Annotated in this window: 17 protein-coding genes; 4 read left to right on the top strand and 13 right to left on the bottom strand. The window is 34.3% G+C overall.

Going from position 1 to position 13,313, the window contains the following annotated elements; genetic code table 11:
• Positions 1-100: 100 nt before the first annotated feature.
• Positions 101-379 carry a YolD-like family protein gene (locus tag ABC357_RS17360; RefSeq protein ID WP_412888863.1) on the top strand — a complete coding sequence of 93 codons (279 nt, stop codon included), beginning with the start codon at positions 101-103 and terminating at the stop codon, positions 377-379.
• 257 nt (positions 380-636) lie between these two features.
• On the opposite strand, the gene ABC357_RS17365 is transcribed toward ABC357_RS17360, so the two are convergent.
• The 12 genes from ABC357_RS17365 to ABC357_RS17420 form a co-directional block, all read right to left on the bottom strand.
• Positions 637-1,377, bottom strand: coding sequence for a hypothetical protein (locus ABC357_RS17365; RefSeq protein WP_412888864.1), 741 nt, complete (start codon positions 1,375-1,377; stop codon positions 637-639).
• Positions 1,377-2,231 (bottom strand): S1 RNA-binding domain-containing protein, encoded by an 855-nt coding sequence (locus ABC357_RS17370; RefSeq protein WP_412888865.1) that lies wholly within the window; start codon positions 2,229-2,231, stop codon positions 1,377-1,379. Before ABC357_RS17370 ends, ABC357_RS17365 begins: the two co-directional genes overlap by 1 nt.
• A 59-nt stretch (positions 2,232-2,290) precedes the next feature.
• On the bottom strand, positions 2,291-4,345 hold the full coding sequence (locus tag ABC357_RS17375) for a type IV secretory system conjugative DNA transfer family protein (RefSeq protein WP_412888866.1): 2,055 nt from the start codon (positions 4,343-4,345) through the stop codon (positions 2,291-2,293).
• Positions 4,317-4,907 (bottom strand): hypothetical protein, encoded by a 591-nt coding sequence (locus ABC357_RS17380; protein ID WP_412888867.1) that lies wholly within the window; start codon positions 4,905-4,907, stop codon positions 4,317-4,319. The genes ABC357_RS17375 and ABC357_RS17380 overlap by 29 nt, the downstream gene beginning before the upstream one ends.
• A 17-nt stretch (positions 4,908-4,924) precedes the next feature.
• The gene (locus ABC357_RS17385; protein WP_412888868.1) at positions 4,925-5,170 is read right to left on the bottom strand and encodes a hypothetical protein; all 246 of its coding nucleotides are present in this window, start codon (positions 5,168-5,170) and stop codon (positions 4,925-4,927) included.
• Positions 5,171-5,312: 142 nt separating this feature from the next.
• Positions 5,313-5,795: a hypothetical protein gene (locus ABC357_RS17390; RefSeq protein ID WP_412888869.1), complete on the bottom strand. Its 483-nt coding sequence runs from the start codon at positions 5,793-5,795 to the stop codon at positions 5,313-5,315.
• Between the two features lie 277 nt (positions 5,796-6,072).
• Positions 6,073-6,351 carry a hypothetical protein gene (locus ABC357_RS17395; RefSeq protein WP_412888870.1) on the bottom strand — a complete coding sequence of 93 codons (279 nt, stop codon included), beginning with the start codon at positions 6,349-6,351 and terminating at the stop codon, positions 6,073-6,075.
• A 211-nt stretch (positions 6,352-6,562) separates the two neighbouring features.
• Positions 6,563-7,372 carry a hypothetical protein gene (locus ABC357_RS17400; protein WP_412888871.1) on the bottom strand — a complete coding sequence of 270 codons (810 nt, stop codon included), beginning with the start codon at positions 7,370-7,372 and terminating at the stop codon, positions 6,563-6,565.
• Between the two features lie 484 nt (positions 7,373-7,856).
• Positions 7,857-8,369, bottom strand: coding sequence for a DUF6568 family protein (locus ABC357_RS17405; RefSeq protein WP_487247127.1), 513 nt, complete (start codon positions 8,367-8,369; stop codon positions 7,857-7,859).
• Positions 8,370-8,382: 13 nt separating this feature from the next.
• Positions 8,383-9,024 (bottom strand): hypothetical protein, encoded by a 642-nt coding sequence (locus tag ABC357_RS17410; RefSeq protein ID WP_412888873.1) that lies wholly within the window; start codon positions 9,022-9,024, stop codon positions 8,383-8,385.
• A 27-nt stretch (positions 9,025-9,051) separates the two neighbouring features.
• Positions 9,052-9,222 carry a hypothetical protein gene (locus tag ABC357_RS17415; protein ID WP_412888874.1) on the bottom strand — a complete coding sequence of 57 codons (171 nt, stop codon included), beginning with the start codon at positions 9,220-9,222 and terminating at the stop codon, positions 9,052-9,054.
• 117 nt (positions 9,223-9,339) lie between these two features.
• Positions 9,340-9,861: a hypothetical protein gene (locus tag ABC357_RS17420; RefSeq protein ID WP_412888875.1), complete on the bottom strand. Its 522-nt coding sequence runs from the start codon at positions 9,859-9,861 to the stop codon at positions 9,340-9,342.
• Positions 9,862-10,523: 662 nt separating this feature from the next.
• On the opposite strand from ABC357_RS17420, the gene ABC357_RS17425 reads away from it, so the two are divergent.
• From ABC357_RS17425 to ABC357_RS17435, 3 genes are all read left to right on the top strand, one after another.
• A complete protein-coding gene (locus ABC357_RS17425) occupies positions 10,524-11,099 on the top strand; it encodes a MerR family transcriptional regulator (RefSeq protein WP_412888876.1) in 576 nt (191 codons plus the stop codon).
• Between the two features lie 210 nt (positions 11,100-11,309).
• Entirely contained in the window at positions 11,310-12,524 is a 1,215-nt protein-coding gene (locus ABC357_RS17430; protein WP_412888877.1) for an Alp7A family actin-like protein, read from the top strand.
• A gap of 14 nt (positions 12,525-12,538) precedes the next feature.
• Complete coding sequence (locus ABC357_RS17435) at positions 12,539-12,895, top strand: hypothetical protein (protein ID WP_412888878.1); 357 nt, start codon at positions 12,539-12,541, stop codon at positions 12,893-12,895.
• A 77-nt stretch (positions 12,896-12,972) separates the two neighbouring features.
• On the opposite strand, the gene ABC357_RS17440 is transcribed toward ABC357_RS17435, so the two are convergent.
• The gene (locus ABC357_RS17440) at positions 12,973-13,284 is read right to left on the bottom strand and encodes a hypothetical protein (RefSeq protein WP_412888879.1); all 312 of its coding nucleotides are present in this window, start codon (positions 13,282-13,284) and stop codon (positions 12,973-12,975) included.
• Positions 13,285-13,313: the final 29 nt, after the last annotated feature.

Below are 13,313 nucleotides of genomic sequence, written 5' to 3' on the forward strand. Positions count from 1 at the left end.
TCTAAGGCTCTTTTTTTCTAGAAAGAACTATTGCTTATAAATAATATTTAACATACAATTTAAGAACAAGCGTTCTCTAAAAGGTGGGACGAATATAGAAATGAAAATTTTAAACATGGGAATTAAGGTGAAGGAAAAATATAACAAGATCAGATTGGATAAACAGCAATTAGAAGAAACTATTACTATTATTTTTACGAGTATGGAATTTCACCTGGAAGTGGTCATTACGTATTTTGATCAGCATAAACCGTATATAATGGTTGGCCACATTCGTTATGTAAATCCACATACTCAGCAGTTTATAGTAGAAGATCGCTTTAATCAGTATGAACATATATCCATTAAAGACGTTATTGATATACGAATACAAAAGTAGTTAATTAAAAAGTGAAAACGCCCCTGTTTCCGCAGAGGCGTTTTCTATCCAAAAAAATCAAAATGAAGTTCATCCTTTTTTCTCAGTTTCAAAAGAGAGAAACTAAAAGTGAAAAAAGATTATATACGTATTTTACCAATTTAAATATCCATGAACAAGAAAAAACAAGAAATTTAATAAAAAAACAGAACGCTCGTTTAAATACACTATATCGATTTTTCATCCAGCATTTTCTACATTCTAAGTACAAATAGCGCCTAAATATATTCTTTAATCCATGCATTCTCATGAAACTTATAGAACATTTGATTAAGTGGCAAAGCTAATTCAAGATCTGTTGTCAACCGAATACGGTTTAAAAAGGGCTTCATTTGTTCTTGAACAGGCATAAGGTGACTTATCTCTTCTACAATTACCAACATTCGCTTAGGTAGCTTCTCAGATTCATATCGAAAGAGCTGATTGATTTGATTTTCATTCCCTCGCACAATCAGAATATCAAACAATTTTTCATTCATCCTGATGGCAGCTGTAAATGGCTGCTTGCTTGGCAAAACATCTATTTTATTGTTACCTTGTCTCATGTGCGATAGAAATTGAAAAAATACTAAACAGCGAAGGACTTCCTGAGCATTGTACTCTTTCCAATAGTTCGCCTCCAAGGGGTTTCCTACAAGAAATAAACCTGTTGCTCCCAATGTATACAAAGGGATCAGTTTATTACCTCTCAGAATTTCATGACGTTTTATAAATTTCAGTTCATGTGCTTTCTTCAACTTGCTCTTATCGTTATTAAAGTATAATTTAAGCGCTTGAACGCTGCCTATAACACCGACGGCGGATAAGTCCAAACAGAAGTCTTCAAGCCTTGGAGAACAATTTAATAAGGCGCTCTGAATGGGTTGTTCACGAGTGGTCAGGGTCTGCCATTTCAATTCGGTTTTAAGGCTCATCGTAAAAGGACTAAGCTTCTTATCCTGCATCCCTGTTAAACTCATTAGGAAAGCACCTTAACAACCTTCACATTGATCTTGTGATCTTCTGGGCGAATTTTCATGACCCTGACAAGGACTTTATCGCCCTTTTTAAGGACTTCATGACGTAAATGTTGTGCTAGACCCGAAATACCCTCTTTCAACTCTACAAATGTTCCAAACTCGCTGATTCCTGACACTTTAGCCACGTACTCAGCTTGTTCCGTAAAATGTTTAGAAATAGTGTCCCATGGATTTGGCTTTGTGGCCTTGATGCTCACTTTCACCTCTTTATTCTGTTTGTCGATTTCCATAATACGAACTTTGACATGATCTCCGACCTTGTAAAAATCATGCAACGTATCAATCCAGCCATACGAAACATCACTAGTTGGTACCCTTACTTCTAATCCACCAATATCAACAAACAAGGCCGAATTAAAGACTTTGCGTACAACCCCTATCGTAATGTCATTCACAGCTATTTTTTTGAGGGTGATGTTTTTCATTTCTTCCAGGGCAGCCGTTCGAGACCCAACAAAAAAGTCATTATTTTTATCGATGGCGATCACCATAAAGGCTACTTTTTCACCAATATACTGTCGGGCTTCATTCCGATCAGTCGCGCCTAAAAACTCCAAAGGTATCAACCCTCTTACTTCTCCAATTTCAATAACAGCACATGCCATTTTTTTATTACCCGCATAAGAATATACTTTTTCTTCTACTCCTCTGACCGTTGATTGAAGAATAGTTCCATTTTGACGAGAAGAATAAATATCAATCCAATCTTGGCTTACCTGGTCTTCTTCTAACTGAATATGTTTGGCTTTTTCGGCGTCATACCCCTCTACTAATACATTTAATACATGACTCATTCCATTTACTCCCTTTCGATTTTAGAATTATTTATTAAAATGATGCGTCTTCAGACGAATCACCAAAATTCTTCTTCCTCTATTTCAATATTTTGATTATCTCTTTTTTCTATCGGTTCAACTGATGCCCCCTCATCCTTTGATAAGGATAAGAGCCCTTCTTTTTCCTTCGAAATTTCTTGCCAGTTTTGGCTTATTTCTTCTCTTACTGGGGCTTCAAATTCGACCTTATTCGCTTTTCTCTCTATAGTCGATGACTTTGATAAAGTATTTTTCGGTAACACTTCAGTAAATGGATTAGGAGGCAGCTCCGATGGGTTTATTGGCTTTTCTTGTAAAATAGCCTCTTGAATTGGTTTCATTTCTGTTTTATTCCCATTAGTCAGATCTACTGATGGATCCTCCTCTCGCTCTTTTACCAAAGAAAAAACAATATCAGTTTTCTCACTATTATTTTTGAGCTGCGTTTTAGCTATCGGCCTATTTACATGTTCATCCTGATTAATTTTTTCTTCCGGAATCTCCGGTAACGCGGCCTGTATAGGCACAGAAATCAACTGATCTTCGTCAATAAAAATTGTTTTTTTCACAGTTTTCAGCGAATTCATCGGAATGAAAGGCTCCTCTTCCTCTCCAAATGGATTAAGTGATTCCATCTTCTTACGTCGCCCTTCAGCCTCTTTCAAGCGCTGTTGTTTCACTTCATATTCAGCCCGTTTCCTCCAGTCAAGGATAGATGGCTTTCTCATTGTCTTTTGTTCTGTTTCCAACTGTTCTTTCCAATCACGAGGGACAAAAGTACCTACGCCAATTCCTGGTTCCTGTGGAGTTCCGTTCACCAGCAATTTATGAATATAGTGAAACCTTGGCAGTCCATCCATTACGAACGTAGAATAAAAGCGCTCCTTTTCATTCTCTTCTTCCTTATAATGTTTTGGAAGGATATTGTCTAAGATACCTCCACCAAACGTTCTAGAACGCTCTTTAATGACGTTCTTCCCCATGATTTTGGCAACTTCATCCGCATCTTCATATTCAAGGCCGCCAAAGATGATCTTGTTTCGGGTAGACGTTAAGATGGCTTTTTTCATCGCCTTGGCTGAGAGTTGGCCACTTTCTAATTCCAATTGGCCCAAAGATTGTATGGCTGCAATTAAGGCCACCCTATATTCTGCCGCAATAGAGAGAAATCGTTCCACGTCAGGATTAATATATCGGCTATACTCATCGATGATTACATAATGAGGAATACGTGTACGTTCAGTTCCCGGTCTTCGAAATGTAGCCAGCTGCAGGTGCATAGCGATGAACATTCCAAAGGCATCTCCTGCCCGACCTAGTTTACCCAAGGCTGTATTGACTGCCAATATATGTCCGTTCAGGAAATGACAATCCAAATCAATGTCACTTTTCCCTGTCAAAATGGTCTTTAGATGCTCATTTGAAGTAATATTTTCAAGCTGTGCCCGTAAACCAACTATGAACTGACGGTATTTTTCCGCCAAATTACTGCTTCCCAACAACTCGTTATCAAAGAATTGAACGAGATCATTCGTCCCCTGCATCTGACGAAGACGTTCTACGTTATTCTTAAGCAATCCCTCATCTCTTAGATTGGCCAGTACATCCATGATGTCCATATTATCTCCATAGAGCTCTTTAAGGAGCAGTGTGACTTTGCGGCTGGATAACTCCTGGACCGTCGCAAAGAACGGATCTTGCTTTCCAAATAGTGATTTAAGAACAGCGACCGTCGCTTCTGCCACATCATTTTTGTCACCCTTCATGACATTAATGCGATGTGTTTCATCAGGATACAATGGATCTATATATACCAATTCATCATACAAATCCATTTCTAGCGCCATTTCTTTCACCAACCTTGCCACATCGCCTTTTGGCTCGATCACAGAGAGTCCAACAGGGATTCCCTTTTTCTTGGCTAGTAAAATACTATAGATTAACGGTTTTAGGACAGTTGCGGTTTTTCCGCAACGGGTTGGTCCCACGCAAAGGGTATGGGTAAAGGGATCATCACCACCCCAACGAATAGGCTTAGGTTCAGACTTCATTTTGTTTCTTTTTTTAATCGATCGGACTTTGATCATACTCATTGCGTTTAAGTTCCACCTCCTGCCCTAATATGAAATCCAATGCATTTTTTTCTTCTTTCTTCATTTCATTTTCTTTATGTTCCACATAAGCAAATTGAAATGCGAGAACCGAAGGGTACTGTTTTTCCTTCATCAATTGTTTTTGGCGTTTTCTAAGAGATAATAAAAATCGTAACCTCTCAAAAATGGAGTTAGCTTCAGCTGGTTCATCGATTACCTTCTCTTTTTTTACTCTAACTTCTACATGTCGTTGTCCTTCTTTCCAGTAATACCAAAGCAACATCATAAAAATGGTCAAAACCATCCCAAGAGTATTGATTAAAATGGAACTGGCCGGAAAAACACTCTCCAAATATTGGCCAAGTGCAGTAAACACTCCGTTTGTAAAGATCGCAATAGCCGGTACACTTTTATGGTTGTATTTATAGACAAAGAGCCAGCTGCCACCTAAAACGGCCAATATAACACCTATAACAAGCCAAATAAAGGGAAGAACCATAATGGCTGATACAATCGAGACTCCATAACTAAAAATGAGCGTTAGACCTATAATCAGTCCCATTTTGATTCATCTCCTGATTAATTTAATTTGTACGATTGGCTATCAATGATCATTTTCAATTTTTCTTCCGATTCCTCATTGTTGCATCTTGTGATGACAAACAGTAATTCATCATCCATAATTTCTACTAAATACTTATAGATCATATTCTGTGTATCTGGAGTTAGCTGATCTATATAATGTAAGGTTGGTAAATTCACCCCAAACTCCTCTATTCTCTTTCTGAGCATTACGCTAAATTCAGTCAATTGTTCTTTAGCCATGTATACTTCATCCCTTCATTCATAATTGTGTTTCGATTACTACCCATAGCTTAAATGAGTGTTCAAAAAAAGTAACTGACAGAAAAAAAAGCACCCTTAAAATAGGCGCTTTTTGCATATTATTTTTATTTTTTAATCGTATTCACCATAACCACACAAGAAATGCTGCACAGCAATGAAAAATGAAACGAAATATCAAAATAAACAGATTAATAATGAATAAATACAAAACACTTTTTTCCACTAGAAAAACCAATAAAGAAATTACTTTTAAGATAAAGTTATCAAATCGTTTTACAAAATCCGATATGTACTCAATGACTATACCAATAATGAAATAGACTAAAAACAAACCTATCCCTGAAATGACAACCAAAGCGATCCTCGTCGATTGATCGTAGCCGTAATCCCCCTGATAATCCCAAAAGGAGGGAAAAAACAGTTTTTTTATAAAACCCCACACTTCATGAGGCTCAAATCCAAATTTGCCTAATACACAAAAAGATAAGAATGTACCTACTATCCACCAAAAAACTGTCAGGCAGCCTTGTCTATCATCTTCATCCTTTGGTTCTAACGCATCCATTAATTCCAATGTAACCCATGTTTTTTCAAAATCATTCATAACTCCCCCACCCTCCTCCATTTATTACCTATTTCAATTATATAATACTTTTCGATATGTTACAATTAATTGTTACAATACAAAAATATGTTTAAAGCCTTTCTTATGAAAGGCCCTCATACTTCAATATTTTTTTACTTTAGCAACCAATTTTGTTTTTTGAATTTATATATTGCTGTATAAAAAACAGCAATTGGTTAAACCTTCAATTAATTCTCGTTCATTGTTAGCTTTGTAAATTATGCTTCTCATTAGAAGTTCCACCTTCCTTTCCTTTTTAACCTTTGTTTTTAACTAATCTCAGTATCTTTCCAACTCTTTCTAAGTTGACTCCTGAATGCCTCTTCTGTAGTTCAACCATTTGATTTTTCAATCTTGTCAGAGCCGTAGAATATTCTTTTGTAGCCAGTCGTGCTAACATCGCCTCATCTTTTTGAAATGCTAACTCCATTTTCAACTGAGCTACTTTTTCTTCTAAATTTTTATTTTTTTTAAGCAGTATCCAATTTGTTTTTTCTAGATTATTTTCTTCAAGTTTTTGTCTAATATCTTCCATTAAAACCGCACCCCTTTAGAAGTAATTTCTTATCTAAGACTAACAAAAGCCCAAATAAAAATAACTGACAGAATTAAATAGATATAATATTTATTACAGATAAGAACAGTAAAAATTATAAAGGTAAATAAAAAACAAATAAAAACACCTTCACATTGATTTTTCAATGGAAGGTGTTTTCAATCTCAAATCTACATTCAGATAATATTTATTAATTAAAGTTTGAAACCATTGTTCCTTTTTTATAAACAAGTTTTGTATTGGTTGGATAGTTATTTTTATCAATTAGTTGACTCGGAATAATTAAGCCATTCACGCCAACACCTGCTAATAATTTTTTATTATTCCCTTTATTGTAGGCTTGATATACGAATTTGGAACAATAACTTGGGCTTAATGAATCTGGATCTCCAATTGAACCTAATACACTATATTTTATTTTTACACTTGTATCATTGTACATTCTAGAAGCCCAATTAGCTGCATTTGTAGCTGCATTAACATCGGCAAGTCTAATTACATATACATTTTTTCTTTTCAAGAAAGTTGAGAGCGCTTCTAAATTCGGACCATATGTAGCACCAGACATTGAAACAGTGTTAGTCGATGTTACTACAGCCGTGTGTCCGACATAATTACTGTTTCCATCAACAGTAGTATCTGTTACTAATATATCACCACGTCTTGCGGTAATATTAGAACCCGGATATGTATAAACAGAACCTCCGGTGTCACCTGGTGGGACTGCTCTTGTATTCGGATTTTGTTCATCATTATAAGCTGCATATGGATCTCCAGGAATCGATATGACCTCATTATTCGCATTAGTTGTAAGTCCATAGTCTTCTAGATTTGAGTCATTAGGTGATACCATGTCTAAAATGTCACTTGACTGATATGAATTACTTGTAGGAGTATTCGTAGCTGCTTCATCTGCTTTTGTGGGTGATAGATATACGATAATTCCACATAAAGCTATTAACATAGTTAAAAAGAGTTTCCCTAGACTTTTTTTGGCCATTATAATTCCTCCCAAGATGATATTTTTGGATATTTTTGATAATATTAGTATCAAACTCATCCATACGGACAAGACTACTCCTTATATTTCCAATAATAAATAGGAATATTGTATTATTTTGACATTTTAATAGAAAGGTCAGGTAAAATTCTATGGATTTTAAAAATATAATTTCATCGTTTTTTTTCGTTTTAACAATTTTGATGACTTTTCTCTCACGTTGGTATTTAATTAATGTAAACGGGGCTGTAGAAACCGATGTAATTATGAGAGTATTATTTATATCAATGATAATTTCCCCCATATTAGGAATTCTTTTTGGTACCCTATCCAAAAAAGGTAAGATAAAGTTGATCAATATTATATTGAATATATTCACTTTTTTCACATGTTCTTTATTAGCAATAGCAAGCTTATTGGTTGGAACTGTCGGGAAATAAAGCATTGAATAAGTAAAGAACCTGTATTTATTTATACAGGTTCTTTACTTATTCTTCCTTAACCAATTTTGCAATCCAGGCTCATCGAATCCATCAATATATCGATCTATAAGTTGACCTTTATTAATCTTCAATCCGATAGGAATCATAGTAACACAAAGCTTTTTTACTAAAGATTCATACAAATTCTGTTCTTTGTCTTTAACATTATCAGTATTAAAGTAAGGCATCGAACGTCCATTCCCTACTAAAAATCGATTTAATATTGGCTGAAACTTAGCGCAATACGGACACGTTGGGCGGCCAATATACACATAACTTATTGAATTTTTCTCTAAAAGTTGCTGAAGATCTTCAGTGTTGATTTCGTATAAGCCCGGATTACTTACAACAACGTTTATATTTTCCTGTTTAAACGCATACTTAGCTTTTTCTTGAGTATCACTACTGCCTTGATGACAATCTCCATTTATCATCCATATACTTAAAATGATAATTATAAGTAATAGAATTATGCTAGTGTACAAAAAATACTTATCATTATCTTTGTTCCTCATTTCACTCACAATATCACCAAACGAATTTCAATTTCATTTTTTGTTCTTCCGTCAAATATATTTGACTTATACTTTCTTCCACCTTTGAATGTGACCATAGATATGACTTTGATCTCTCTATCATGTTTATAACAGTCATTTTAACCCAATCATAATTGCAAGGTGATCGTTCTAAAATTGAATCATGCATTCCAGCAACATATTTCCCCTTTAAATTTGCCCTTATGTTACTGACCCACACTACTTCTTCTATAGGAAGATATCCTATATTCACTTTGTGATTGTGACGAAAACCTAAAACTGATGATCTCTTTTTTGATTCACTTAAATCAAATTCATATAAATAGCAAAAACATCCTTCCATCAAGTTCTCATTCGTATCCGGTATAATAAGCTGTTCAAGTGGTAGATCATTTATTTGTTCTCCATATTCACCCTCTATTTGAACATTATAAAAGAAACCATTATGTGCAAAATCTTCTTCCTTTAATATTCCATTTCCATTAAAACTCTTATATGGTTTTATATTAAATCCTTCATCTGCTAAACGAACTACTCTAACGTAGCTCTTCTTGTTAAAAGTAATAATTTTAGGAGATTTATTAATTTTGAACGCACGCCATTTCGCCTTTATTTTCTCCTTATCTGTCTTCACCTGGCAGCCCCCTTTTCCCTATTTCATTTAATACCCCATCGCGCTTAAAGTGACAGAAAATCCGAAACTGATGATTCCCATCAAAATAAATTTATATTTTTTTCCGTTAGGTTTAGCTGAACTATACACAAAACTGACAATATATAATGCTCCTACTAGTCCTAAGAATAATCTAAGAAGAAATAAGATTATATCCATTTTATCGCTCCCCATATCTCTGAATTAACTAAAGATTATATGAAGGAGGCTTTATTGTAACTGACAATAATGAAAAGCTGACCTTTTTTAGTCAGCTTTCAAGGATTTTTCAAGGATTTACATCGAAATTATAATTTTCAAAGTTGCAGCCATAAGGAGGCCCAGAATTAATAGCATAATAATTTTTGTACTCAAAAACACTTTTATTCGAGACACCTTGAACCTTATAAAGAGTTTACGGTTAACACTTTTGAGATACTTTCCAGCATAAGAGTTTGCTTCAATTTCTGCAGGATAAAAATAGTATCCCCAATAATACAAAGCCTTTTTCATAGGTCCCATATGAAGCCATGCATTATGATTTTCATATTGTTTAGCATGACACAATTCATGGGCAATTGTCCCTATGGGATTTTTACCTTTAATAATACAAACAACACCAGTTTCTTTAAAAAGATCAGGGATGTTTTCATAACAAAAATACCCCTGAAGGCCTTTTGGAATACTATACTTATACTTATCTACATGCTCTTTCAAAAATTGTACTGCTTCTTCTTTATATAAAACAGGTGGAACATTTTCAAGCATTAACTCTTTAACAATTAGTTTCTTATGCTGTTCAAGCATTTCGATATTCATTTTTTCATAACATTCCCACATCCCTACGTATCTGAGGATCTAAATAGAATTTAAAATTTAAAATCCAGATTCTCTTTGGTTTATCGTCATTATTCAATTTTTGTTATACATAACCTTCGAAAAGCTTACAACCCTTGTTAAATTCTAAAATCTCAAACAAATTATCATTCAAGAAAAAAAGTAGGAATCATTACCTTTTTATAATTTAAGAATCAATCATTTTCCTGATTCTTGATAAGCGTTGATAAATCAACAAATAAAGTGCGATAATATAAAAAGTAGCATCTTCTTATATTACTAAAATAGCGATTCCTCAAAATAAATCTCAGAAAAATTCGCGCATTAATTCTCAATTTTTTATATAGATTTCACTCTTTTGTAAATCCAGAAACAATACGAGAAATGAAGTTCTTTTAAAAATTGCGAACGAATCAAATTCTCAAATCATATAAACTCCTATATAATAGGAATCAAATAAACTTTCGTTTAAATTCATTTTATTTAATTCTCGAAAAATATTCTTTTATCTCAAAAAAAACAATAAACAAACCAAGAAGGCATATTACTTTAAAAACAAGAATCAATTAAATTCGCAAATCATTTTAACACTAGGTTTTAAAGGATATTTTTCAATAACAAACTATTAAAGGAGGTTTTAAATCGTGGAATTCGAAGAAAAGACACTTTACCAACCAAAAGAAGTAAGTAAAATCACCGGTGTAGAAAGTTCCACACTGAATAAGTGGGCTAACCGATTTAATCTGGATACAGAGTGGACCTTAGGTGAAAAAAAGGGGCATCGTAGATATACAAAAGAAAATATCGAAGAAGTGTTACAGTTAAAAAAGTTAATTGTAGATAAAAAAATGGATTGGGACGCTGCCGAAATGGCGTTCAGAGGGATAGAAACCGAATTTATAGTGGATCAAACCAAAACTAGAATCGAGAAGCAATTAGAGAAAAACTATGAGAAAACAGCAGAAGTATTAGAAGCAACTAATAATATTCGAGATTTTAATATGGAATTAGTCAATCAACTCAAATTAATAACCCAAGAATTAGTTGAAACGAAGAAAGAGTTGCAGGAAGTCAAGAATGAAAACGCGAATTTAAGTGAGAACCTTAAATTAGAAGTTCAACTGCGGAATAAAGCATTGGATGAGTATGAGACTATGAAAGACACAATTTCAACTACCAAAGAGAAAAAAGGCTTTTTTAGTAGTTTATTCCGCAAATAATCTTCATGAGTACATTTGCAGCAACAATACAACTCACAAATACGCAATGTTGTGTACTAAAATCCAAGCAGCATCATTGAACTACCATTTAAATACACAACGTTGTGAGTTTAATACAGAAATTCTATTGATTTATATGCTGAATATGAGATAATTATATCAATAATCAACAACGTTGTTGACTTGAATTATAACAAGGAGTGGAAATGAATGAAAATAGAGAGATTAAACGCCGATTTCGGGAATTCAACTGACAATTTTTTAGCCGATAGCTTTTACTATGAAATTTTAGCGTGTGTGGCAGAGTTATCTAAAGAAGAGGCAAATAGCGTTTTTACAAATAAAGTAGAAGATGTAGAGGATCTATTAGATAGACTGCTAATTTCAACAAATATAGATGGTGAGGATCGTTACTTCTTAGTGGGTAATATCGCCAAAAACAATCCATATGCAAATGCACACGTTGGCCAAATGCACGATAAAATCAAAAGTGATATTCCCTATGTTATTTTCCTGGCAGCAATGGCATACTACTACAAAGTGAAAAATCCTAATGGCGAAAATGTAGCAGAAATTGAAATTGACCAAATGAAAATGATGTTACCAATATGGCTTCTGAAAAAGGAAGAAAAGTTCTCAAACGGCCAATCAAAAATGGCGAATCGTTTTATCGGAGAGCACAAGGTTACATTGCTTACAGCCGGTATGGAGACAGAACTTACTATAAAAGTTGAAAATGCTAAATGTTACATAGAAAGTGAAGTAGGACGCTGGGCAATAAAGTACAAAATTACGAATGATATGGATAAAGATGTAACAATTATTGAAAAGCGTGCTGAAGCCAAAAAATTTGATGACGTTGAGACCGTGTTAATTGATATCGGTGGGGGATCTACCGATGCTGTCCGACTGGCTAAAGGCTTGTCTACACCTGTATCAAAAGATAGCTTTCAAGTCATCCAAATCCAACCATTCTTAGGGCGTTTAGAAAAACTTCTAAAAGAAAAACTAATTGAACGTTTTTCCGATTTGCGTTCTCTAGAAACTTTTATTGTTGAGAATTATACTAATTCGAAATACATTCTAAAAAACCCTAATACAGGGAAAAAATACGATTTAACTGAACCAATCACTGAAATGCTGCAAGAATACGCTGATTTACTTGTATACAAGGTGATGGAAACATTCAGCAGTTCAAAGGGCGTCATTAAATATATTTATTTTGGAGGATTAGCACCAATCTTAGCTCCTTATATTAAAGACTGCGTAGAACGAATGACAAATGAAGATATTGCAGAAAATAATCATCACATTTTGAATGAGTTAATTACAGAGGACTCTTCTGAAGTATTCCGTCCAGCTGCCCGTACTCTTAATGTAACCGCACTTGAGATATTGAGCTTGAACGAACGAAAAAACAAGTGAAGTAGGGTTGCCCGATGAAAGAGCAAAAGAGATTGACTTTAACCGGTAACAAAATGCCAGAAGACGTATACGACAAGCTTGAACAATTGGGTGCCACTAGAAGGCTGACTCCTTATATAGTAAGCTTGGTGGAAAAAGAAGTAATGATGGATAAGTTAATTGATCATCTAACTATACTAATATCTAAAGTCGATAGTGTTGAAAAACAAATGACCGATTTAAAGGCTCAAATTAAGCACTCAAGCTCTCTAACAATCCAACCTAATACGAAGGTACCCATTGAACCAGAAATCATCCCAAAGGGCGAATTAAAGGTATCTAAGACAATCGTCGGCGGGATCGAAGAAGAAATTGATGAAATAGATTTCTAATTTGACGGGATAATAATATCAATTAAGTAAAAAGCCAGTCATCTATATAAAGAGGCTGGCTTTGGATTTCTATATTGTCACTTTTCTTCATTCGCTAGCAATTTAAGAAGCTGTTCACCCCGAACGGTTATAAAATAAGGTCTCATGTTTCCAAAACCCTCAGAGCGAATAAAACCTTGTGATTCTAAGGTGTTAAATCCCATATCATAGATACGCCGATTTTCTTTAAAGTCCGGCATTTTAGTACGCAAGAGTCCGTAAGGACCTGTAGCTTCAGCCACCAACCTTAAGCAACGTATAGAATTCTCATCAAGTTTATGTCTAAAATAGTGTAATTGATCATCTGTGAAGGTCATATTTTTTTCTAAATCAACGTAAGAATAATCCACTTTAATCTTCCTCTCACTATCATTGTTTC

Origin of the sequence: Bacillus kalamii, from assembly GCF_047238185.1 — a bacterium.
Lineage (GTDB): Bacteria > Bacillota > Bacilli > Bacillales > DSM-1321 > Bacillus_AD.